The sequence below is a fragment of the Alloprevotella sp. OH1205_COT-284 genome, assembly GCF_003859795.1.
Taxonomy (GTDB): domain Bacteria; phylum Bacteroidota; class Bacteroidia; order Bacteroidales; family Bacteroidaceae; genus Alloprevotella.
In genome coordinates this window covers 11895-36061 of sequence record NZ_RQYI01000018.1, presented here as the reverse complement: position 1 = coordinate 36061, position 24167 = coordinate 11895, and the positions used below count along the sequence as shown (strand labels likewise).

Here is a 24167-nt window from a genome sequence, read left to right as displayed (position 1 = left end):
AGAAGAATTTCTTACTGTCTGTTTCTCTGTCAAGGCTTCTCAAACCGAGGGCGATAATTCTCCTGTAATAGTTTTTCCACATCTTCTTCCCTGTAGAGTACCTTTCCTCCTAACTTGATAAAGGAGATTCTTCCCATGTTGCGATAATCCTGTAACGTGCGCCGGTTGATATGCAACAGGCGGGACAGTTCATCGTCCGTCAGATAGCGATGCCCGTTAAGCAGAGGTCTGTTCTTTTTCCGCAGGACATCTATTCCCTTTATCATGCGGTCGGTCGCGTTGAGAAAGTGCGCAATCTCTTCGTTGTTCTTGGTCTTTACATCGTTGTCCATATTTTACATCGGATTTAGTGGTGATACTATTCATTGGTCATAAAGCGGAGGATTGTTCGAGCAGTTTCCCGACATCCTCCGGCTTGTAGAACATCTTATACCCTATTTGCGTATAGGGCAGCATTCGGTTGCTGCGGTAAGTTTGCAGGGTACGCAAACTGATGTTCAGGATTTGGCAGACATCCTGATTGTCCAGCCACCTGCCCATACGCTTTTCGTCGCATTCCCGACACAGGGCATCGACTTTGGCGGTCAAAATGAGAAAACGTTCCATCATGGCTTCATACGTTTTCTTCTCGATTGTTATTACTTCCATATTCTTGTCCGTTTTAATGTTACACTTTGTGCAAATGTACTTACGGAGTAAGTATTCAAAACCAACATTTCCTTTACTGCGTACTTGTGGCTTCGATATGGATGCTTTTGTCGTGTGGCTTTTGGACGCAGACAGAAAAATCTCTATTCAGTACATATTTAGCATACAATCCGAACGGTTTTAACTCCCGAACTTTGCAGCATAATCAAATTCAAAGCGTCATGGATGTCATAACAATCGAAAGCAAAGCCTACCATGAACTGATGGGCAAAATTGAGAAAATCCTCCGATATGTGGAGAAAGAGGAAAAGGCAAAGATAGAGTATGAGAACCGTCTTGTCACCAATGATGAGTTAGCCGAGATACTCGGTATCAGCAAACGTACCCTCCAGCGTATGCGCAGTGCGGACAGAATCAGCTATAAGATGATCTACGGGCGTTGCTACTACGCCCTGCATGACATCGAGGAGGCGATACGGAACAAGAGCCTGTACTGCAATCCTCAGAACCTGAAAGAGCTACGGCATAACTTCGAACTTAAAAGCAGGAGGATAAAGGATGGAACTATTGGATAGAGCGACCTTCCTTGAATGGATGGAACGCATCATGAAGCGTTTCGATGACCTAAAACAGACGGCTCCCGACATCCCCCAACGTCCGATGATAGACGGAGAACCGCTGCTGGATAACCAAGAGGTGTGCATGATGCTTCAAGTGAGCAAGCGCACCCTGCAACGCTACCGAGATTCGGGAACCCTTCCTTACCATATCGTCTATCACAAGACGTGGTATCTGGAATCGGAAATCCTCGCCTTTATGCAAACTCACTTTACGGAGAACCTCAAACGCAAGAGGAAGAGATTACCCAAAGACACGTAGATATGGATTCTACGCAACAGCAAAGCCCCCGTTTTGTCGTAATGACAAGTCGGGGGCTGCCGTTTGAATGTGATGATAACATTACAGATTATATTTTCGGTCTGACAACGAACACCTTTTCCGCCAAAGACGGCGGCAGTCCGTCCATCGAGGGCTGTGTAGCGGAGATACTCTGCCCGCTGCTTTCCAACGGTTTGTCGGTTTGAGCCGCAGAGGTGCTGACGGAGGGAGCGGTGACAGTCGGCTCAATCGGACGTGACCGTTCCATTTCTTCCGTCTTTCTCTCGCTGTCCTGCATCATATCCACACCTTCTTGCTCACTCTCTCCCTGCTCAATCGGTTTTAGGGAAAGCTGTATCTTGCGGTCAAGGGCGGCGAGTTCCGTTTTGAGGTCTTTGAGCTGCTCTTCCTTCTTCCAAGAACCATTCACCACCTCCTGCAAAACAGGAATATCCTTGGCTATCTTTTCCGTGTCCGCCTTAAACTTCTCAATCAAGCCGGGTATTTTCTCCAAGGCATTCAGGAAATTCATACAGGCTAGTTGCGGGTCTGCCGCTATCCTGCCGTTGTTGTAGCTGTACTTCATTCCGCTTTCTCCCATCACGAAGAACTTGTTCTGCGAAAGATCGAAAAGATCTTTGGAGGAAGACTCCGTCTTGACCACGAGGTTAAATCCGTAGAGTGTTCCGATATTGAAATACTCTCCCCGTGTGCAGGCTTTCTCGTTGATTTCCGCGAGTTTGGCAGCAATGCGTTTCGGGTCGCTTCCTTCCACCCCTTTGAGCGTTATCGGATTAAGAATATTGCCGTCTTTATCCTTCTGCACACGGCTTTGGTACAAATCCCAGTCACTTTGGAAACGGGCAATCAACTCCTTGTTGCCGTCCACCGTCCGCACGACTTCATCCAATCGGCTTCGGGAGGATGACTTGCTGCGAATGAACGCCTGTCGTTCGCTGTCCAAACCGGCAATCTTTTTCTCCAACTTTGCCTTTTCCAACAAATCGGTATTTCCGGAGAGGATGGCAACATATTCGGAAAAATTCATTCCCGACTTCTCGTCCATACTTCCCTCGTCGATGGTACGGCTGCCCATACGGTTGTTTTTGAGCTGTTCGATAAAGAGTTGCTTGTTGTGCAGCAAGTTGAATTTATAGCTGTCAAGCGACTTCTCTACGGCATAGATGATGACATCCACCTTGTTGTCGGCATGGAACTTGGCAACCTCATTACCTTTACGCACGGCTCTGCCATCCCTCTGCTCCAAGTCGGAAGGACGCCAGGGACAGTCAAGATGATGAATGGCCACGGCACGTTTCTGGGCGTTCACACCTGTGCCGAGCATACTCGTAGAGCCGAAAAGCACTCGGATTGAACCTTCATTCATACCTGCGATGAGCATCTTTCGAGCCTTATCGGTCTTTGCTTCCTGAATGAAGCGTATCTCCTGAGCGGGTATGCCGTGGTCTTCCACCAGCTTGCGCTTGATTTCGCTATAGGGATTCCATTCACCGGGCTTGTAAGTGCCGAGGTCACTGAATACAAATTGCGTCCCTTTCTGTACGTCAAACTTGCGGTAATACTCCGCTATCTTGGCGGCACAGTGGGAAGCCTTGTTATCCACATGATCCCCGTACTTGTTCGGGTCAATGAGCCTCAGATCCAAGCTCATCTTCCTAGCCATATCCGTTGCTATGAGCATCTTGGCTTTCTCCTCTCTATCGGAGAGTTTCTCTCGTCCCAATAATTCCGCATTCCCCGTTTTGGCAAATTCCACCAACTTGGCAATGAACTCCTCCTGTTCAGGTGTGGGTGGTATATTGTGCATAATCTCATTCTTTTCGGGTCGGTCTATGCCTATGTCCTGCGCCGTCCGGTAATCAGTGATTTGAGCATAGAACGCCGCCAACTCCGGTACTTTGATAAAATAGCGGAAACGCTCTTTTTGTACAATTTCGTTAGTAACGGAAAACTCATAATCCACCGACTTCTTGGCGAAGATGGCAGCCCACGCGTCAAAGGTCTTGATATGCTGTGCTTCGAGGGCTTGGGGACGCAGGTACTTGAACAGCAGATACAACTCCGTGAGTGAGTTCGATATGGTCGTACCCGAAAGGAAAGTGGCTCCCAAGTCTTTCCCCGTCCGCTCCTGAATGGTTCGGATAGCAAAGAGCATATTCAAGGCTCTTTGGCTGCCCTCGCTGTTGCCAAGCCCTGCCACTCTGTTGTGGCGGGTGTTGAACATCAGATTCTTGAACGTGTGCGACTCGTCCACGAAAAGGTGGTCAATACCCATTGTCTTGAAATCCACTATATCGTCCTTGCGGTTCTCTATCTTGAACTTGATTTCATCCAGCTTCGCCCGTAAGTTCATCTGCCGCTTGACAAGCCCTTTCTCCATCGCACGGGAAATGCTGCGTCCCTGCTGACGTAGAACTTCCAAGTTCTCTTCCACGCTGTCCAACTCGTCCTGAAGGATTTTCTGCTGTATCTCGTCCGACTGCGGTATCATGCCGAACTGGTCGTGCGTGAGGACAATGCAGTCCCAGTTGTTGTTCTTGATGTCGTGGAAAATCCGCTGCCGCTTGTCAGGCGTGAAATCGTTCTTGCCCGGATAGAGCAGCTTGGCATTCGGGTAAGCCGTTTGGAAAGTCTGTGCTATCTCCTGCACGTTGGCTTTAAGAGCGAGTATCATCGGCTTGTTCGCCAAGCCGAGTCGCTTCATCTCATACGCAGCGGTGCACATGATAAGCGTCTTTCCGGCTCCCACCTGATGGTCGCAGATACCTCCTCCATTGAGCTTGAGCATCCACACGGCATCTTTCTGACTGTCGTACAGGCTTTCGATGCCCAAGCCTTTCAGATTAAGGTCGGGGAATGTCTGATGGGAACCATCATACTGAGGACGCACAAAACAATTGAAAGTATCATTGTAGAGTTTCTCCAGCCGCTGCTTGAACTCATCGCTCTGCTCGTTCAGCCAATCGGTGAAGCCGTTTCGTATCTCGTCGATTTTGGCGTTTGCCATCTGTATGGCTTCGGTATCCCGTACCTTGACCTCCTTGTCACCGACCATGATTTTCTTGGTGATGTCGGGCGTTGTATTCAGCAGGGCGTGCTTCATCAGGGCAATACCGTCGTAGCGACGATGCTGTCCCCGTACACAGAATCTGTCCCAAATGTTGGCATTGTGCATCCGTGCGTCTACGGAGTATTCGTCCGCACTTGAATTGTAGCGTATCGTCACCTCCGTGTCGAAGAGGTGCGAGGCATAATCGGAGTAGAGATTTACAGGAATCCATCGCTCCCCGAAGTTGAAATCCAAGTCTGTGAAGGGTATCGGTTCGGGGATAGCATCCTTCAGTGCCTGCAAGGAGGCTTGCGCCCTTGCGTCCTCCGGATGCTCCAAGAGATATTGTTCGATACGCTCCGATGCGGCAACCACATTGCCCGATATGAACTTCTCGGCAATTTCATACTCTCCCTCCAAGGGATTGTAGTAAATCCTGCCACGCAGCTCGGAGAGCATTTCCTCTTCGGAACTTTCGGGAAGCAATGACAGCATATACTCGATGTCCACCGTGCCGAATTTATTGAGTGAAGCCGAGAGAGCTTCTTGGGCATTGCTCACCTCTGTCACTTCGTGCAGGCTGAACGAAACGGGTTGATGGAAAATATCGGCTTTGAGCGTTTCTTTATCCACCTTCCGTTCCAAGAAAAGGATCTCCCTACCACCGGCATCCATCAGGATCTGCTCGTGGTTTTTGCGGTCGTTCAGATGCCCGTACAGTCGCACGAAACGGTCGTACAGTTCATTGAGATTCTGTCGCAAGGATTCATTTGCCACCTTACGTTCCGCTTCATAGTCATAGAGGGCGTGGTAGGCGTCACGCAGGTCTATGTAGAGCAGCATTTTCTGTCGTTCTTGGGACGGGAGGTCTATGGGCTGGAACATTCGGTTGTCCTCCATATCGAGGACAAGCATTCCGACTTGAAAGTCCGAGGCAAGCAGAGAGCCCTCTCTGAGGTGTTCGTGCCATACTCCCTCATAGGGACGTGCCAGCATTCCTTTCTCCTTATCCTGCTGCCACCACAGCTCTCCCGTGTCCCGTAACCCCATAGCAGTTTCTTGTGGCTTTATTTCGATAGTGGGAGAAGGAGTGGAAACCACAGCACGTTTCACAGTGGCGGTTTTTCGTTTGGGCTTTTTCTCCGGGATAACATTGCCGAAAAGGTCGAGCAGTTGTACCTGCGGTGCGACTCTGCTTCGGGGTTGCTCCGCAGTCAGTTCCTCTCTCGGTTGCACCACCTCTTGATGTGGTTGCTCTTCTTGCGAAGTGGCAGGCGTAAGCGTTGGCTCTTCCTGCTTGACTTCGGGAGAAATGGAAACGGGAACTTTGGGTTGCTCCTGAATGAAGATATGCTTTTGGTACAACGCCATATCCAAGCGTTTGGCTAAATCCGCCCGCAGGATTTTTCCCATATCGGTGGCGATGCCTTCCGCTCCACCGTTGTGATGAAACAGAATGGCAGGCTTGCCGTAAGGGTCGGTATCCTGCTTCCATTCGGTATGCACGATTTGCGACATACTTCGCAGATAGGTATTGAACAGCACTCCGCTGGGGCGTTTCTCGCTCTTGATGAAACGCTGTTCCTCTTCGGTCAGACTTGTCTTTTCGCTCTGCTTTTGCAGGACGATAAGGTCACTACCCACTTCCGTTCCTGCATTCTCCGAGAAGAGATTGTTGGGCAGACGAACTGCCGAAACAAGGCGGGTATGGTTCATCAGCCACTCCCGTACAGGCTCGTTCGTCGGGGCATTCATGACGCCTTGCGAGGTGATGAACGCCAGCACGCCGCCCTCACGGAGCATATCTACCCCCTTGACGAAAAAGTAATTGTGCAGGGACGTGCGGGCGACCTTTCGGGCTGGTTCGTCCGTCTTGCTGAAAACAGGGTCGAAGACGGCTACATCTCCGAAAGGGATGTTGCTGCTGACCACATCGAAGGAACCGTTGAGCTTGGATTCGATTTCTTCGAAGCCCCGGATGCGTATCTTGTCTTCGGGATGCAGGGCGGAGAGCATCTGTCCCGTAAGGATGTCTTTCTCAAAACCGAAGGTCGTATGCCCTTCGGCTGCAATGCCATCAAAAGAACGGATGAACTCACCCATCCCCGCCGAGGGGTCAAGAATTCGCTTGGGGACGATGCCTGCCTCCTGTAAGGAAGCGGCCATCTCCCGCACTATGGGCGCAGGAGTATAAAAAGCGGTCATCACGGAGTTTTTCAGGCTCTGCATATAGCTCTTGTATTGCGACTCGGAGGTGGTGTTGTCCCGAATGGTGCGATGCAGTTCCATCACCAAGGGGAATAGCTCCAGCTCCGACTTGTTCCATCGGGCAATGTCTTCCATCGTGTTGGCAGGAGAGAGGATACACTTCAATGCACCGAAGCCCATATAGGCTTCCAATATCGTGCGCTCTTCAGGTGTTGCCGTGCGCTGTTCCCGATGCAGGGCAAAGACCGTCTTGATGGCTTCTATGTTTGCCCTTAGATGTTCCTTCTTGTTATAGCTTGCCATCTTCTTCGAGTTTTAGTTGAACAAAACCCGTAATCTCCGTATAGAGGGAGTTGTATTCGGGCGTATAAGCGAACTCGTCCGAAATCGGATACTTGGCGAATATCTCTTCGATGAGAGGACGTAGGCGGATGGCGGTCTCCCTGACCGCTTCGAGCGGCACTTCGGCGGAGAACTCGTTCCAAAGCACGGAAGAGATGGTATCGTGGCGGGAGAAGTGCAGACCCGCATAGAGTGTCTTATTGGCGATGCCGATACATTCGGCTATGGGAAGACCGGCATTAAAGGCTTCGGCATAGGCTTCGGAAGCGGCTGCCGCACGTTCTTTGACAAAAGGGATGTCACCGGCTTTTTCGGGATGGCTTTCCCGAAGAAAAGAGAGCAGGGAAAGCTCGTAGTATGAAAAATGAATGGCTGTCATTTTGAATGATTTTAGTGAGGTATATAATGCAAAGGCACTCGACGTCCCCGCCGAGTGCCACCACTAAAATCCGCAGTAAAAACAAGATGATTGTTTATGACCGCATCTTTCAGTGGCAAAATTAGCAATTTACGGGGATTTACCTTCGGGATTTGCCCGTTTTCTTGCGTTCGGGAAAGACAAAGACTGTCTTGAACTCTCCGTCCAAGGAGAGCGAAGCCTCAAAGCTCTTGCCCGCTTTGGTGGTGAAGCCCTTGATGATGCCTGTCTCCCCGTTCACCGCCAACTGCGTCAGTTGCTCGTCCGTGAGGTTCTTGCCTGCCACGCTGCGGAAAAGCGTCAGCCCGCAATCGGCATCCGAGCATTTGGCACATCGGGGATAGAAGACCAATGACCCTTTGCCGCACTTGGGGCAATGGATGTCGCTCTGTTTCTTTGGAAAGAGGATTTTGGAGGAGAGGAGTTCGTCGGTAATCTGTGTGGCATGGCTTTCGATGCCCTTGCGGAAATCCCGCTCTTTCAATTCTCCCCGTTCGATTCTCGCCAAGTCCGCTTCCCACTGTCCGGTCATCTCGGCATTGCCGATTTTCATCTCCTTGACGATGGAATAGACGGCAAGTCCTTTCTCCGTAGGGACGAGCGATTTCTTTTGGCGCACCATGTACTCGCGTGCAAAGAGGGTTTCGATGATGGCGGCACGGGTAGCGGGCGTGCCGATGCCGCAATCCTTGAGCTGCGCACGCAGTTCCTCGTCCTCCAACTCTCTGCCTGCCGTCTCCATTGCTGCCAACAGCGAACTTTCCGTGTGCAGAGGCTTGGGCTTGGTCGTACCCTGTGCCAACGAACAGGCACAGAGCGGAAGTTGCTCGCCTTCCTCCCATTGTGGGATGATGATGCCTTCTCCATTCTCCCGACTTTCCCGTTCTTCGGCTTCCGCCTGCTCCTTGTCTTTTTTTCTGCTGTTTTTGAGGATGGCGCGCCATCCCTCTTCCTTGATGATTTCGCCTTTGATGATGAACTTCACCTCTTCACAGACGGCAGTAACCGTGCTGACATCTTTTACGCAACGGGTGGAGAAGGCTTCGAGCATACGTCCGGCTATCATATCGTAAATGACCGCTTCCTCTCCAAACACGTCTATCGGCTTCTTGCCCGTAATGAGCAGGGCGTGGTGGTCGGTTACTTTCTTGCCGTCCACCGAATGTGCATTCGGTTCGGTCAGTCGGCGGGCATGGACACCCCAGACGGAATGGTCGTGCAAAAATGCTATCAAAGCTGGAATTTCGGCAAAGACATCTTCGGGGATATGGCGGCTGCCCGTGCGTGGGTAGGTAATGTATGCCTTTTCATAGAGTTTCTGAGCCAAGGAAAGGGTCTGTTCCGCCGAATAGCCGAACCGGCTGTTCGCTTCTTTCTGAAGAGTGGTCAAATCATACAGAAGCGGTGGTTCCTGTTTGGTCTCCTTACGCACAACGGTCTCAACAGTGGCATAAGGAGCTTGTTTGAGTTTCTCGTACAGGGCGGTGGCTTCCGTCTTATCGAACCAGCGGTCGGCAGAGGAGAAGCGGAAGCTCTCATCACCTTCCCTTACGGCAAGGCTGAGTTGCCAGAATGGCTGTGGCTCGAACTTCTTGTTCTCCAAGAAACGGGAGCAGACCATACAGAGGGTCGGGGTCTGTACCCTGCCTAATGAGTAAGTACCTCTTCCTGCTGCAATGGATATGGCTTGTGTGGCATTGATGCCGACCAGCCAGTCGGCTTCGCTGCGGGCACGGGCGGCATAATAGAGGTTGTCATACGCTGCGCCGCTTTGCAGACGGGCAAGCCCCTCTTTGATGGCTTTGTCCGTGAGTGAGCTGATCCACAAGCGGTCGAAGGGTTTGGCAATGCCGAGATACTCGTAGATGAACCTGAAGATTAACTCACCTTCCCTTCCTGCATCGGTGGCTACGATAATGCCTTCGCACGCTCGGAATAGTTTTTCGATGACTTTCAATTGGGCAACGGCACTCGGATCAGTCTTGTAGCCTTTTCCATCCTTAATTTGACGGGGAATAAGGGTAAAGACGGGAGGAAGAATCGGCAGGTTTTCTTTGTGGAAACCCTTGATGCCGTAGGCTTCGGGCATGGCTGCCGTTATCAGGTGTCCCAATGCCCACGTGACGGCATAGCCGCCTCCTTCGATATAACCCTCTTTCTTGTTGGTTGCCCGAACGACACGGGCGATTTCACGAGCGACGCTCGGCTTTTCTGCTATGATGACTTTCATTCGTTCTTACTTTTGGGATGTTAGTGGTGGCGGATTACATTTTCATTCCCTTGGAACGCTTCTTCTCTTCTTCCTTTTGTTCCTGCTGGGCGGTAGGTTCTGTCTGCCCCTGTTTGAGTGGCTCTTTCACATGCTTGGTAGCCTCGTTGGTCTTGCCTTCGGAATTGACGGCGACTTGCGTGCGGGAAGCATTGTCGGGAGTTACCTCTTTGGCTTGGGACTTGTCGGGATTCCATTTGAGGAAGTCGAACTTGTTCTTCTCGAAGTTCGGACGTACATAGGCATTGAAAGGCTCTCCCTTCTTGTCGATAAGCCCGGTCATATAGACCGTTTCTCCGGCTTTGAGCTTTGCCTGCTCTTCGGGAGAGATGTCGCGTCCCAGCATCTTCTTGGGGACACGCAGTTCTTTCTGCTCCGTTTGCTCCTGCCCTTCGGGGGCTTGTCTTTGACGTTGTTCCTGTTTGGGAGAGCCGAAACGAAATTCAATCGACCGCTTGTCGGCATTGAATTGGAGGTTGGCATTGAAATGCTTTCCTGTTTTGGAGGTCATACCCTCCACGTAGATGCTTTTGCCTTCCGAGAGTTCCTTTTTCTGCTCGTCGCTCAGCTTCACGTCCTTGATTTCATCGGGGATGCGTACCCGGTCGGCACTCAGGGCGATGATGTCATTCGTCAGGCGGTCGATGCTTACGAAACTTCGGGTAGGCTCCTCTTTGCCGGGAAAGTTCAGCTCCACGGTACGGCCGAGGTTGCCCGTTTCTTTGAGTGCTTTCTTGTCCTCATCGGTAAAGGTATGCCCGAAGAACTCACGCTCCAATTGAGGCTCCTTGCGGATGGCATGGACAACGGGAATGAATGTCCCGTCTCCTGAGGCTTTCAGAGAAAGACGGGCATCGGTGTAGAGGGAGACTTCCCCGATTTTGATGCTGATGGGAACAAGTGGAGTCTTTCTGTATTGAAGCAGGTCATCAAGATGCTTGCCTTTTTCCAGACTTTCACGGCTTACGCCCATCTGCTCGAACTGCTCCCACTTCACCTTATCGGGGTCGATGCCTTGAAAAGACTGTTTCTGCTCTTCCGCATAGTCGGAAGGATTGACACGGGCGGAGTCCAGCATCTCCTTATTGGATGGGACATCCGGTGCTTTGAGCATCTCCGAGAGTACGCGGGCACTGGCTACGGCACTCTCAAAGGGAACCTTGAAGAAAGTCAGCGGTGTGGGGTTCTTGAACTGCCGCATGAAATTGGAAAGGAAATTCTCCAGCGCATTGCTGTGCTTGTCGAACTTCAGGAAGCTCTGTTCATGCTCGGCGGTGGGCGGAACGGTTTTCAGCCCACCTTTCTCGTCCGTACCTGTGACGGCTTTGAGGTTTTCGCCCTTCTGATCCTTGACCAAAAGGACTTCTTGGTCTTTGATTTTTTCATCCATATTACAATGTATTTAATGGCACCAACAGCGGTGCACGAACAAAGGTAAATCAAAGAAAATGTGCATGTTAGTAGTTAGAAATAACTGCGTACTTGTGGCGTCGATATGGATAGAAGTGGCTATTATGGATAAAGACTACCATTAGTTTCTAAAGATGTGGATAATCTAAATATACCTAAACAATACATATCGGTAAAAGTATATAATTCAAACAACAAAGAAAACTTGTATATCATGAATCAGCATTTCATATGTTGAAAACTTGCTGTTTGTCTATTTTCTTCAAAGCATATTGTTTTATACGGTATCTTTGTATCAAAATAACACTATTATGGATCAAAGAATAATTAGGATATATGTTTTTATGCTGTTCCTATTATCGGGAAAAGCGAATATGTTTGCCCAGATTCAATTAAAGTCAGAATATATTGCTTCATCTGTATATAAAGATGAGAATGGCAATAAAATCGGTGGTGAAGGAAACTTGCAGACCTTTGAAGGCTCAGCGAGACTTCCTTTATATGTAAGAAAGAATGAAAACGGGAGACTGACGGCTTGGATTGTTGCTTTGGGTGGTACATACGCTTCCATGAAAAATAAAGAAATGCCATCGGATTTTACAGAGAAAGAACTTATGAATGCTCAAATGGGAGTTATGCATCTGCGACCACTTAATGAGAAATGGTCTATACTCGCTATTTTAGGAGCTGGAATGTACACATCCGATCTGAACAAAATATCGGGCAGCTCGTTTCTCGGTCAGGGAGGTGTATTATTTATCAGACACGCAAACAAGAATTTGGACTGGGGGGCTGGTATCGCGTTGAATAATGCGCTGGGGTATCCAATGATTTTTCCGTCCTTATATCTGGATTGGAAAATAGAGGGAAAATACAAATTCAAATTATCCATGTATAATACATTCGAGGCAGAAATCAGCACACGATTTAGTAAGAGTTTCTATCTGGGAATACATGCAGAATCCAAAGGGCTTATGGCTGCAGTAGAAAAAAATGGCAGCAAGAAGTATTTCGTGATGCAGTATGGTTATATAGGTATTCAACCAGAGTTCAGAATTGGGCAATATATTTCTATCCCCATTGTCGGAGGAATTGTTGCATCAAGAGAAGCTTATTTTCGTTCACGGACATTGAAGGCTTTCTTCAGCAGCAAAGACAACTACCCACATTTCGGCGTATCTCCCTATTTTTCAATAGGTATCCGATACGGATTATAATAAATGCTCAAGTATAACGTTTAATACATTATAAGATTATATGACAATAAAAATCGCGCTATTCCTTTTGATAACCCTGTTTGGACATGGAATAACTTTTTCACAGAATGTCGTAAATGATTTAACTGGTTTGAGAGAAAACCTGACGCAAAAAATATTTGAAAAGACAAAGGATTTGTCTAATGAAACTCAACTATCCATCGTGCTCATAAAAAATGGGATATCCCATTTTTATGGAATTATAAAGCAAAATGACACGATTAAAAATATTGAGAACAAAGATAAGATTTTTGAGATTGGCTCAATTTCAAAAGTCTTTACGGCGACATTACTCGCCGATGCAATACTTAAAAGGAAGATTAAACAGACAGACGACATAAACAAATTTTACCCTTATACGTTCAAGGATGATGTGCGGATAACTTTTGAAAGCCTGTCAAATCATACATCCGGATTGGGAGAAAATCCCTCCAATTTGCAACTTTCAGAGTTTCTGGCAGACAGCACAAAAGCAGAGCGGGAAAATCCTTTTCAGAAATACAGCGACTCTGAATTAGAGTATTACCTCAGAAATCAGTTGCAATTATGTTGTTCTTCCGATAGGAAAGAATATCTGTATTCAAATTTGGGAACAGGTTTGTTGGGATATACGTTATGTCAAATGGAAAAATGCAGTTTCACGGAACTCGTTTCCAATAAAATCTTCAAAAAGTACAAAATGAACAATTCATATACAGATGCAAGATTAGTAGAAACCGGTCTTGTCAAAGGAATAAGCCGCACAGGTGTTCCTATCGGCAATTGGATATGGGATTCGGATGTGTTTTTAGGAGCCGGTGGCATTCTTTCTTCTGCAAACGATATGGCATGTTTTTTAGAGGCTCAATTTGATATGGGCAACAAAGAACTTGCAATGACAAGAAAACCGACTTTCAAAGTAAACGACAAACTTAGCGTAGCACTTGGATGGCATATCGTAAAGGCAGATAACGGAAACGATTTATATTGGCACAATGGTGGTACGGGCGGTTTTTCTTCCTCTATGGTATTCGATATGAATGAAAAGAGTGGAGTCATTATTCTTTCCAATGTTTCTTTTCTGCATCCTCATGCGAAAAATGTAGACGCATTGTGTTTTGAAATAATGGAAGACTTGGCAAAAAAGTAATAGTATATATATGCAAGAGAGAAAGAAACAAAGCGTATTATATGATTTTCTTATGGAGAAGAAATACAGATGGACTCGCCATTTCCTGCTTATCATCTCCATCGGCATTATCTCCACAAACCATATTTTTATTACCTATGGAGAACAGATTCGAGGCGGAGATGTTTGTGGTATTATATTTGTGCATATAGTAGCTTATCTGTTGCTGATATATCTGAATATGTACACCTTCATTCCTAAATTGCTACAACAAGAAAGGTATGTGCAATATGCAGCTGTCTTGCTCGCTGCAATATTCACATTCGTGATAGCGAATATCGGCTTGGAGTATTACATTCATTTTAAGTATCAAATACCTTTCGGTCCATATTCTTTTTTTTCTGACGGACGCAATAAAGCAGTCGATTTCTTCTCCGATTTCTCGGTACTGGCATTGTCGGTGACGAGTATTACTGTAATCGTCTTTTACAAACATTGGATTCAGATGACAGAGATGGAGGAACAAATCGGAACTCGCAGACTAACCGTTGAGTTGGAAAATTTGAGAAACAATATCGGATCGGAATTTCTTTTGGCTAAATTGAAAAAAGCAACTGCACTATGCCTGACCGAACCTCCGGAAGTATCTCCGCTATTATTGACACTGAGCCGGATTGTACGCTATCGCCTATACGATTGCAGCAATCCGGTTGTACCACTCAATTCCGAAATTAAAATCCTTAAAGACTACCTGAATTTGGAAAAGAAGTGCGGGGCTCTCACCGATTTCACACTCTCTTGCCAAATGAGGACTGGTATTTGTTTTATTCCTCCATTGACGTTACTATCGTTTGTAGAAGAACATCTATTCAATTCACCGGGAAAAGACCGAATGGAAATTGAGATTGAAATATGCGCCGACACGCTTGTCTGTACCTGTACAAACAATAGCAATCCTCCCAAAACGGGTAAGCGCATTTTTACCATCTCAAGAAGACCAGAAAACGCTTCACACAAAACGAGTTTGAAAAGTTCCTAAGCTTTCCAAGAAATTTTTCGATAAAGTTTTTGGGAATTAATAAACATAAAGAATCGAATGGCATTATTGAAAGAGATAAATAAAAAGATTGGAACACAAATCCAAACAGGAGGATTCCATAGAATGGGAAACCTGCTTTTACTTTGCATTATAGTTGTCTTGACAATGGAAATGGTCTATAACACTGGCAGTGTACACGAACGGCTCACGAATGCAAGGTTTTACGAATGGATGGCATATTTCATTGTCTTCACCTGCACCGTATATACCAACGCCCGCCTGCTGGTTCCTCGTTTCCTGTTGCGCAATAAGTTGTCAGGATATTTCGCTTCAATCGGTTTGTGCGTATTTCTGTTGATGCTTTTTATCATACTGGTGCAAAACACCCTGTACGATGTTCCCAAAAGTTACAGGCTGACCTCTCTTTGTTTCAATATCGCAGGAAATATGTTATTGTTGGGATTGACGATAGCCTCTACTTCAGTAGTACCACTGTTTCGTTGCTGGGCTGAAAACAGCCGTCGAGTATCGGAATTGGAAAAGACGACGGCAGAAGCAGAATTGCAACAACTGAAAAGCCAGATAAATCCGCACTTTCTTTTCAACACGCTCAATAATGCCAACATTAAAGCAGAGCAAGAACCACAACTGGCATATGCCATTCTTTCCCGGCTTGAAAATTTGTTGGCCTATCAGTTGTCCGAATCCTCGCAAGAAAAAGTTCTGATACGGAATGAAATTTCCTTCTTGCATGACTATTTGGAACTGGAAAGTACACGTCACGGAAACTTGTATTACGAAATCAAGACAGAGGGCGTGGTGGAAGATATATCTATATATCCATTACTATTTATTCCCTTTGTAGAAAACGCGGTCAAGCATAGTGTTGAAGTCAAAGGAAAGACAAACATACACATCACGTTTGCCGCATTCGGAAACCAACTGCACTTCCAGTGCGAAAACACCAAGGCCGCTTCTCGTACATCGAATCATTACGGAGGTTTGGGGTTGAAAAACATCAAACGGAGACTAGAATTGCTATTCGGAAAGTCTTATACCTTATCCATTACGGAAGAAGAAAATAAATATACTGTATGCTTATGTGTGAACCTATAAAATGTATTATCGTCGATGATGAACCTATCGCCCGAGAAGGATTGGAAAGGTTGGTACGCAAGAGTCCAATGCTGGAACTTGTCGGCAATTTTGAGTCTGCAGAATCTGCGACTGAATACATAAAAGATAATCCTGTGGATTTAATATTCCTTGATATCGAGATGCCTGGAACAAACGGGCTTGATTTTGCCCGTAAAATCCCACAACAAACACTTGTCGTTTTTACCACAGCCTATTCAGAATACGCATTGGACAGCTATGAGGTAAACGCTACCGATTACCTCGTCAAACCCATCGAGGAAGAACGTTTCCGTAAAGCAGTGGAAAAGGTTTCTGCCTATCACACCCTACTCATCAATGCAGAGAAAGAAAGTGTGGAGGCAGATGTGGATTTCTTCTTCGTGAAATCAGAGCGTAGATATTTCAAAATCAGATATGACGACATCCTCTTTATAGAAGGCTTAAAGGATTATGTAATCATACAAACAGAAAATCGACGCATCATTACCAAGATGTACCTGCGCACTATCCATGAACTTCTGCCTCCGTCTGTTTTCTTCCGCATCAACAAATCCTATGTTGTGAACTTAGAGAAAATAGAATCGTTCGACACCAACGACGTATTCATCGGAAAATATGAAATCGGTATCGGCAATACTTACAAAGAAGATTTCTACAAAAGGCTCATGACATGATAGTTGACTTTGCTATATACCAATCAACAATTCAAAATCGAATGCATATGGAAAGATTAGTTAAGACATTTTCATTCAGAGTACTCTCTTCGAATGAATCGTCCGCTGACGAGCAGCGGAATGCAACTGATAACTTGATAAAAGAGATCATTAAATTGAACACGGAAGAGAACGATAACATTTTTATACTCCGTATTCTTCGTTATACCCGTTTCCGATTGCAATCTCTGCAAGATAAACCCTCATCGGATAGGGCGGGGGAAAAATGTGGCAGAGCTATTGTCTGTCATTGATACAGAACTGGAACTGTTGAATATGCGGATGCAGGGAGTTTTACCTACCGTTCCCCTCATTCCTGCCAAGAAGTTTCGCTGGACAGACGAAGTAGTAGATTTAGTGGAACTACTCTATGCCCTTGACACCTGTGACTGTATCAACGATGGAGAAATCGGAGTGGAGGAATTGGCAGACGCCTTTTCTTAAATCTTTGGTATAGAAATCAAGAACTGCTACAATGTCTATATGAACATGAAGCGTCGCAAGCATGACAGCCGTACCTATTTCCTTGATGAACTTCGAGAGAAACTTAACAAGCGTATGGTGGAGAGCGACCTGAAAGGCGGCAAGTTCAAGAAGCGGTAAATCCTCATATTAAAGCAAAAGGGGGACGCCGAATTGTTCCGCGTCTCCCTTTTTACATCGTTTTCTGCAACCAATAGTCGCAGAATTTGTTCTTATACTTTGCTTGTTATTGATACGCTTTCCACTTTTCTGGTATCTGTAAGTCATAGTCAGAAACGGCAAGATGGATGGTATCAGGTAAAAGACTTTGGCGAAACCGATTTTCGTAACGCTTCAATTGCGTCGGTTGTCCGATACCCATTGAAGCCAAGTTGCTTGAATACTGATTGGGAGGAAAATACACGAACACTTTCTGCCGTGCCTGTGTCGCAAGTTCAATTGCCGGAATCATGTCGCTGTCAGCAGAAACGACAATAGCCACATCACAGTTTTTCTGATAGGCGTCTGCAACAATTTGTGTTGCAATTCTCACGTCTGTTTCTTTTTCCTCGTGAGTATGTATTACATTCCCACACTTGAAGCAGGTAATCTCTTTTTTTAGATATTTGCCCAAGATCAAACGAAATTTCGGATTCTCTTTATTCGCCTGAAAAAAAGCATTCTGCCGTCGGCTTTGTTCTATATCATCAGGTCTGGCAGAGAAGTATTTTACTGCAATCAATTCCTGATTGGGTCGCATGAAACTCTCAAATAATTTAACAATGTCAAGCCAATAATATTTCCGCCATCGTGTGGTCGATTTCAGTCCATAGTAAAAGTTGAATCCATCGATATAGACGATAACTCTTTGCTTTTCTTTTGTTTCCATAACTTCCATATAAAAAAATAAGCCACCCCATTTCTGAAGTGGCGAGCCTTAGTCTTTTCCACCTAAGGGCGATAATCTGATGCAAAGGTAAGCATTTCTTTTTATCCGCCAAAATTTTTCTATAAGTTTTTCATTCTGTCCATAAAATGTTGATTCGTAATTCTCCAACTAATAGTTGGAGAATTACCATCTCTTACCGAAAAGCCTTTATTACCCTGAACACTGCCCACAGGCAGGTGAAAGGTGCGGTGAAGACTCCTATGACGACAAAGAGGAGCAGTTTGACAATATAGTAAACAATCCACTGTCCATTTGTTCCAGCAACCATCTTATAGGGAATGAACTTCTCCACGAAGAGATAGCCCGACCATATCGCCATCAGCACATATCCGGACATCCATCTCATATCCTCAAAACCTTTGGTTGCCAAAAAGTTCCACTTGAAACCTATGGAAAACAAAGCGATGAGAAACAACAGGCTAAAGATGCTACGCCAAATTTCACTGCGTTTCCTCTTCTGAAAACAAGGTGTACAGAGTATCGGCTGATACCTTTCCGCACATTCGGGACACAGCCCCTTTCCGCAATCGGAACACTGGGCTACCGCCGGTTTTTGGGTATGATTAAAACAATTCATAGTGTCATCATTTTGTGTGTTCAAAAGTACGAAAATCCAGCCTTAGAGCCAAGAAAAACAGCCATTATTTCTTGGTATTGAGTAGTTTGGAGAGTTCCGGGTCGTCGGAAATCCGTTGCAACTCCCGTTCCACGATTTCCCGCACCTCCGTCTTTACCCGTTCATAATTCGCCTTGATTTCCTGCTCCATCATATCCTCTCCGTTTTCATTTGTGAAGTCCGTCAGAATGGGTATCGGTCGGTAGGCGGCTGTTTCCTTTGCCACCTTTGCATTGTCCACCACAATCTCACAGTGGAATATCTTCTGCTCGATACGTTCTGAGAAATTGTCGGCAACTGCTCCCACGAACATACCCTGCGTGAGCGTGGAAATCTTGCTCTGTGGTATAAGGCTGTCCATCTGCGTAGATATGGAGGTCGTCTTGTCATTGCGGGTGATGCTCATGCTCTGCCGTTTCTGAAGCACCTTGCCGAAACGCTCCGATAAGGTTTTTGCCGTTTCTCCGACGACCTGACCGGAGAAGATGTTTCCGACGGTATTCATCACCACGGCAGCCTCCTTGTCGCCATAATCCCGCTTCAACTGGGAGAAGTCCTGAAAGCCCAAGCATACCGCCACCTTGTTGCTTCGCGCGGTGGCGATCAGATTGTCAAGCCCTTTGAAGTATATGGTAGGCAGCTCGTCAATGAGCACAGAACTTTTCAGCATCCCTTTCTTATTGATGAGCTTGACGATACGCGAATTATACAATCCCAATGCTGCTCCGTAGATATTCTGCCTGTCGGGATTGTTTCCTACGCATAGGATTTTAGGCTCCTTGGGATTATTGATGTCGAGTGTGAAATCATCTCCTGTCATAATCCAATAGAGCTGCGGACTGATCATCCTTGACAAGGGTATCTTGGCGGAGGCTATCTGCCCTTGCAACTGGTCAGCCGCCCCTCCGAGCCAAGCGTCCATAAAAGGAGAAAGGTAATTCTCCAATTCGGGATAAGAAGTCAGTATTGGGAAAATGTCTTCATACTTACGGCAGAGAAACTCAATAGCGTGCGGAAAGGTACAATATTTTCCTCCCTCGAAAATGCGGAGATACCAAATGATAGCGGCAAAGAGTACGATTGGCGACTCCACAAAGAAATCTCCTTGTTTCTGCACCCACGTCTTGTTGAGGTTGAGCATGATGGTGTACGCCGACTCGTAGGCATCTGAAATGTCGCTCATGAAATCGGGGTGTATCGGATTGCAGCGGTGCGACCGACGAGGGTCGTCGAAGTTGATCACGTAAAACTTCGGTTTGACCTTATATCCTTCCGAGTGATGCAGCAGATGGTTGTAAACAATCGTGGAGAGGTCGGGATACTTGAAGTCGTAGCAGTAGATGGCAAAACCTTTTTCAATTTGCTGTTTGATGAAATTATTGATGATGGCATAGGACTTACCGCTGCCTGGTGTTCCTAAGACGGATACCGCACGGAAAGGATTGACCACATTTATCCATCCTTTATTCCACTTTTTTCGGTAATAGAAACGAGTCGGAAGGTTGACCGAGTACTCGTTTTCCAAGAGCCTTGTTTCTTGCATAAAGGATTCGTTCTCCTGATTGAAGACATCCTCCATCAGGTTGTTCTTCAAGAGGCGGCTCATGTAGAGTCCCGCCATCAGCAGACATACATACCCTATGGTTATCGTAAAGGTGTAGAGCGCTGCATTGGCTTCAATGGGTAGTGGCAAGGCAAGTATCCACCAATTGAGGAAGAAAAAGACAAAGCCAATGCCCATAAATACCCATATTTTCGACCACGTGATATGCTCCTCTTTAACGCCCTTCGTGCCCAGACAGGAAAGCCCCATCAGTACCAATGCAAAGAGTTTGGTGTAAAGCATATTACCAAATAGTCCCGCTGTGCAGTGGAAGTTCATCAGAATCCTATCCACCACACCGATATTCATTCCCCATAACCGTATCGCTTCATAGCAATACCAATAGAGGTGGGCTACTACCAATATAATACTTACGGCACGCAGAAAATCCATGATTTTCGCCAGTGCCCTCAAATCGTCTTCTTGTTGTGACATAATCTTTCTGTTTTTTAGAGTTTACGTTGTTTTCTTTTCTTACGCTGCATCCGTCTGCGGAACTGTTCTTCCTCCCAATCTGTTCCGTGTGTCTCCAAGGGCAGGTCAAGTAAACCGCCCAAGACGGAATCTCCGTCCGAAGTCTGAGTTTGGGGAATACTGCCTTTCTCACTCTGCTGTATAGGAGTAGACAGTTCGGGATGCGGACAAGAGAACCATTCGGCAACGGCGTTTGCTGAAAGTTCCTTGCCTAATCGTGAGCCATTGACCACACAGCCGTTGTTGTGGTCTATGAAGGTGATGCCGTAAAGCCGACCTTCCTCGTTCTCTCGGAAGAGTACATCAACACCCTTGCGATGGAGGTTCGCCCGAAAATCCTCTTTCGTAGCAGAACGCCTCAATGCTCCGACTACGACCGCTTTGGTCTTGGGAGCAAGATGCTTTTCTTTCAGTTTCTCCTTTGAAGCCTTGAACCTGTTTTGCAGGGCTTCATATCCGACAGACTTCCCAAAGAGAGAGGATTTGAACACTTTCCCGACTTTATTCCCCTTGTTATCCGTGGCAAAGTAGAGAAGTCCCATATAAGTCTTTCCGTTTACCTCCCCCTTGACCTCCTCCACGCATATATTATAGGTGGAGAGTAAGGCTCGGTATTCTTTGAAGCTCGGACAATGGTAGAACTTCGCTGCCGGTTTGATAACCGAAGCGAGTTGTTTTTTAAGATTCTCTCCGTCGCCGTAGCAGACTTTTTTCAGCCAAAATGCTTCTTTTTCCTTCCGCATTTGTGCAGGAATTAAACCGAATTTCTGTTCCAGTTCTTTGAGAATACGGGTGCTGGTATAGAAATTATTCCCGTCGTTAATCTTCTTTCCCCGTTCATCGACGGCTAAGGTGACAATATGCAGGTGATGCCTGTCTATGTCCTCGTGCTTATAAACGATAAAGGGTTGATTAGCGTAGCCCATCTTTTCGATATACTCCCGTGCGATGGCAGAGAACTGCTCATCGGTAAGGGTGTCATCGGGATGCGGATTCAAGGAGATGTGTATAACCGGTTTTTTAGTAAGGACATGACTTGGCATATATGCCATAAAGTCCTGTATACAGGCGGATATATCGTGTGTTCCATCAGCCGGAGAGAACACTTTGTTGGTCTCCAAAATCTTCGCGACACCTTCGTTTACCTTCTCTCCGTTGTACGCCAACGCGCCGTAAAGGGAGCTTCCATAGTTTATCTTTGCGACCATTTTTCCTGAAATTCACGGGTGAGTTGTACGATTTCACCTCCGATGGCTGCCAATTCGAGTGTTAGTTTCTCCAATTGGGCAAGCATGGCGAAGGCTTTTTTCTCGGTGAAATTACTCTTCAAAGCGACTACAGTTTGGTTATAATTCACTCCAACACTGCGAAACTGCCCGTACAAATTCGTCAGTTTTTGGTAATAATCGAGCAGTGAACGGTCTACTTTTATCACCCGGAAAGTCTCATCAAAGACCCTTGCTTTGATGAAAAGCGCTTTTTTCGGGACTCCTGACTGTTCATAAAGCGTCAGGAAACGCGCAAACTCCGTGTCCGTAAACCGAACCATACAGCAATGGCTTGCTCTCTCTCTTTTAAGGGGTCTCCCCACATGTCTCTTTGTCATTTTACTTTGGATTTTAATGTTTCACGGCATCACCGGCATTCAAGACAAGGCATTCTCTCTTCCAAGAAAAAACGACTTCGGAGTTTTTTCAGCCCTCTGCAAGAGCAAGAGTTCTGAGTTACCGAATTTATTTCGAGTAACGCAGGACATATCTTGCTATTTGCTTCGACGCAAATAAATCCGTCCGCAAAGGACGGAAGTCCAATCTCTCAAGAAAGAACGCTTCATGCCTCGAAAACTTCGGTTTACCGCTTGGGTGCAAAGTTACTAAGCCTTGTGCCTAAATCACTTACCTCTTACGGAGCCACAAATACGCAAATCGGAGCCACAAGTACGCAGTTAGCAAAAAGGGTGGGAAAAGAGCTTTGAAGGCATCTATATTTGCCCCGTCGAAGAGCAAATCGAAGATGTCCGCCATCGCAAAAGTCCCTGATTGGGATGCGTTCCTTTTCGAGGGTATGTACAGCGAATACGTATGGAACTTCGACAATGCAATCGAAGGGATGTATCTGCGAACGACGGTACAATTGTCCTGACGCAGGCAGAGGGAAATCCGCGATAGGATTCCTGAATGAAGGGATGGACAACTCCACTTTTTATGCAGGCGGGGACAGCCGTCATCATCGGCACATATCCCTCTGCACAAACAGAGTTCCCCGAACGTCGGGACATCCGAACGGATGAGGAGACCGGTATTGGAATGAATCAACTGACACGGGCAGATTCCCGTGATGAAGCATATGTAGAACAAAACTCTAAAAGACAATGAAAAAGAAACCTGTTTTTATCGCCTTCTCCACCCAGAAGGGAGGCGTCGGCAAAACGACCTTTACGGTCCTGACGGCAAGCTATCTGCACTATGTCTGCGGATACAATGTCCTTGTCGTGGATTGCGACTACCCGCAGTTCAGCATCAACGAGATGAGAAAACGGGATGCCAAAGGCTTGGAAACAAACAGCTCGCTACAGGAATTGGCGGTCGCCCAATTCTCCCGGCTTCAAAAGCCTACCTACAACATCCTTTGTACGACCTCGGACGAAGCCATAGGCGTCGTACAGGATTATCTGGAACACAATGAATCGGAAACAGATTTCGTGTTTTTCGATTTGCCGGGTACCATCAACACGAGGGGCGTCATCGACACGCTTGCCGGGATGGACTACATCTTCACGCCTATCTCTTCCGACCGTATCTCCTTGGAAAGCACGCTGAGCTTTTCAGCCGTTATCAAGCAGGCGGTCACTGACAATGCGGATACGGATAACAAGGGGATTTTCCTCTTCTGGAACATGGTGGACGGCAGAGAGAAAACACCCCTCTATGCGATGTATGAGAAAGTCATTGCCGAGTTGGGACTTCCCATCCTAAAGACGGCAGTCCCCAACACGACCCGCTACAAAAAGGAGATCATGGATGAGGGTACGACCCTCTTCCGTTCGACCATCTTTCCCGCCTCCCGCACGCTGCTCAGAGGCAGCCGTCTGAAAGAACTTGTGGAAGAAATCCTGTCCATTGTAAAACCGGAAGCGTATGGCAGAGAAGCATAAAGAAAAAATAAACCCTGATGCTATCAGGGAGCTGATCTCGCAGGGCATTCCCATGAGACGGAAAGAGGGTTCCCCCTCTGCTTCTTGCGAGGAAAAGGAGTCTGTCGAAGAAACTCAGGAGGAAGAGAGAGAACTTTCCGAGGAGGTGAAACGACCTCTTTCCCGTGCACGTCGCAGAATACCGAAGGGAGACTATGAATCCCTGTTCATCTACCGCAACGACCTGAAAGACCGTAAGACCATCTATGTCGCCAGAGAATTGCAGGAAAAGCTGGCAGAGATAGTCATGTCGATGAAAAACAGGGAGATGACCATCGGTATCTATGTCGAGAACATCATCCTCCATCACTTTGAAGTCTATAAGGACGAAATAAACAGATTAAATGAACTCAAATTCAAAAAACTATTGTAA

At 46.7% G+C, this 24167-nt stretch carries 20 protein-coding genes and 1 pseudogene; 10 read left to right on the top strand and 11 right to left on the bottom strand.

Going from position 1 to position 24167, the window contains the following annotated elements; genetic code table 11:
- Positions 1–29: 29 nt before the first annotated feature.
- Both EII14_RS05815 and EII14_RS05810 read right to left on the bottom strand, forming a co-directional pair.
- Positions 30–332, bottom strand: coding sequence for a helix-turn-helix domain-containing protein (locus EII14_RS05815; protein ID WP_124931608.1), 303 nt, complete (start codon positions 330–332; stop codon positions 30–32).
- 37 nt (positions 333–369) lie between these two features.
- On the bottom strand, positions 370–648 hold the full coding sequence (locus EII14_RS05810; protein ID WP_124931607.1) for a helix-turn-helix domain-containing protein: 279 nt from the start codon (positions 646–648) through the stop codon (positions 370–372).
- 221 nt (positions 649–869) lie between these two features.
- Here EII14_RS05810 and EII14_RS05805 point away from each other — a divergent pair, with 221 nt between their 5' ends.
- Positions 870–1223: a helix-turn-helix domain-containing protein gene (locus tag EII14_RS05805; protein ID WP_124931606.1), complete on the top strand. Its 354-nt coding sequence runs from the start codon at positions 870–872 to the stop codon at positions 1221–1223.
- Positions 1207–1527, top strand: a complete 321-nt coding sequence (locus EII14_RS05800; RefSeq protein WP_124931605.1) for a helix-turn-helix domain-containing protein — start codon at positions 1207–1209, stop codon at positions 1525–1527. The genes EII14_RS05805 and EII14_RS05800 overlap by 17 nt, the downstream gene beginning before the upstream one ends.
- 88 nt (positions 1528–1615) lie before the next feature.
- On the opposite strand, the gene EII14_RS05795 is transcribed toward EII14_RS05800, so the two are convergent.
- The 4 genes from EII14_RS05795 to EII14_RS05780 all read right to left on the bottom strand — a co-directional run bounded on the left by EII14_RS05795 (position 1616) and on the right by EII14_RS05780 (position 11224).
- Positions 1616–7108, bottom strand: a complete 5493-nt coding sequence (locus EII14_RS05795) for a helicase-related protein (protein ID WP_124931604.1) — start codon at positions 7106–7108, stop codon at positions 1616–1618.
- Positions 7095–7526 carry a DUF1896 family protein gene (locus EII14_RS05790; protein WP_124931603.1) on the bottom strand — a complete coding sequence of 144 codons (432 nt, stop codon included), beginning with the start codon at positions 7524–7526 and terminating at the stop codon, positions 7095–7097. The genes EII14_RS05795 and EII14_RS05790 overlap by 14 nt, the downstream gene beginning before the upstream one ends.
- 139 nt (positions 7527–7665) lie before the next feature.
- Positions 7666–9795, bottom strand: a complete 2130-nt coding sequence (locus EII14_RS05785) for a type IA DNA topoisomerase (RefSeq protein ID WP_124931602.1) — start codon at positions 9793–9795, stop codon at positions 7666–7668.
- Between the two features lie 34 nt (positions 9796–9829).
- A complete protein-coding gene (locus EII14_RS05780) occupies positions 9830–11224 on the bottom strand; it encodes a DUF3945 domain-containing protein (protein WP_124931601.1) in 1395 nt (464 codons plus the stop codon).
- 331 nt (positions 11225–11555) lie between these two features.
- On the opposite strand from EII14_RS05780, the gene EII14_RS05775 reads away from it, so the two are divergent.
- From EII14_RS05775 to EII14_RS05745, 6 genes and pseudogenes are all read left to right on the top strand, one after another.
- Positions 11556–12461: a DUF6268 family outer membrane beta-barrel protein gene (locus EII14_RS05775; RefSeq protein WP_124931600.1), complete on the top strand. Its 906-nt coding sequence runs from the start codon at positions 11556–11558 to the stop codon at positions 12459–12461.
- 40 nt (positions 12462–12501) lie between these two features.
- Entirely contained in the window at positions 12502–13629 is a 1128-nt protein-coding gene (locus tag EII14_RS05770; protein WP_124931599.1) for a serine hydrolase, read from the top strand.
- Between the two features lie 10 nt (positions 13630–13639).
- Positions 13640–14647, top strand: a complete 1008-nt coding sequence (locus EII14_RS05765; RefSeq protein ID WP_124931598.1) for a histidine kinase — start codon at positions 13640–13642, stop codon at positions 14645–14647.
- Between the two features lie 57 nt (positions 14648–14704).
- Positions 14705–15763, top strand: a complete 1059-nt coding sequence (locus EII14_RS05760; RefSeq protein ID WP_124931597.1) for a sensor histidine kinase — start codon at positions 14705–14707, stop codon at positions 15761–15763.
- On the top strand, positions 15760–16458 hold the full coding sequence (locus EII14_RS05755) for a LytTR family DNA-binding domain-containing protein (protein WP_179858700.1): 699 nt from the start codon (positions 15760–15762) through the stop codon (positions 16456–16458). The genes EII14_RS05760 and EII14_RS05755 overlap by 4 nt, the downstream gene beginning before the upstream one ends.
- A 315-nt stretch (positions 16459–16773) precedes the next feature.
- Positions 16774–17100: pseudogene (locus EII14_RS05745) on the top strand (RteC domain-containing protein).
- 106 nt (positions 17101–17206) lie between these two features.
- Here the strand turns inward: EII14_RS05745 and EII14_RS05740 are convergent.
- From EII14_RS05740 to mobA, 5 genes are all read right to left on the bottom strand, one after another.
- The gene (locus EII14_RS05740) at positions 17207–17857 is read right to left on the bottom strand and encodes an NYN domain-containing protein (RefSeq protein ID WP_124931596.1); all 651 of its coding nucleotides are present in this window, start codon (positions 17855–17857) and stop codon (positions 17207–17209) included.
- Between the two features lie 184 nt (positions 17858–18041).
- Positions 18042–18245: a permease of the drug/metabolite transporter gene (locus EII14_RS09480; protein ID WP_233569389.1), complete on the bottom strand. Its 204-nt coding sequence runs from the start codon at positions 18243–18245 to the stop codon at positions 18042–18044.
- Positions 18246–18549: 304 nt separating this feature from the next.
- A complete protein-coding gene (mobC, locus tag EII14_RS05730) occupies positions 18550–20562 on the bottom strand; it encodes a conjugal transfer protein MobC (protein WP_124931594.1) in 2013 nt (670 codons plus the stop codon).
- Positions 20563–20576: 14 nt separating this feature from the next.
- On the bottom strand, positions 20577–21809 hold the full coding sequence (gene mobB, locus EII14_RS05725) for a conjugal transfer protein MobB (RefSeq protein ID WP_124931593.1): 1233 nt from the start codon (positions 21807–21809) through the stop codon (positions 20577–20579).
- Positions 21794–22207 (bottom strand): conjugal transfer protein MobA, encoded by a 414-nt coding sequence (gene mobA / locus EII14_RS05720; RefSeq protein WP_370242014.1) that lies wholly within the window; start codon positions 22205–22207, stop codon positions 21794–21796. Before mobA ends, mobB begins: the two co-directional genes overlap by 16 nt.
- 765 nt (positions 22208–22972) lie before the next feature.
- Between mobA and EII14_RS05710 the strand changes: the two genes are divergently transcribed.
- Positions 22973–23755: a ParA family protein gene (locus EII14_RS05710; RefSeq protein WP_124931592.1), complete on the top strand. Its 783-nt coding sequence runs from the start codon at positions 22973–22975 to the stop codon at positions 23753–23755.
- Positions 23739–24167, top strand: coding sequence for a DUF3408 domain-containing protein (locus EII14_RS05705; RefSeq protein ID WP_124931591.1), 429 nt, complete (start codon positions 23739–23741; stop codon positions 24165–24167). The genes EII14_RS05710 and EII14_RS05705 overlap by 17 nt, the downstream gene beginning before the upstream one ends.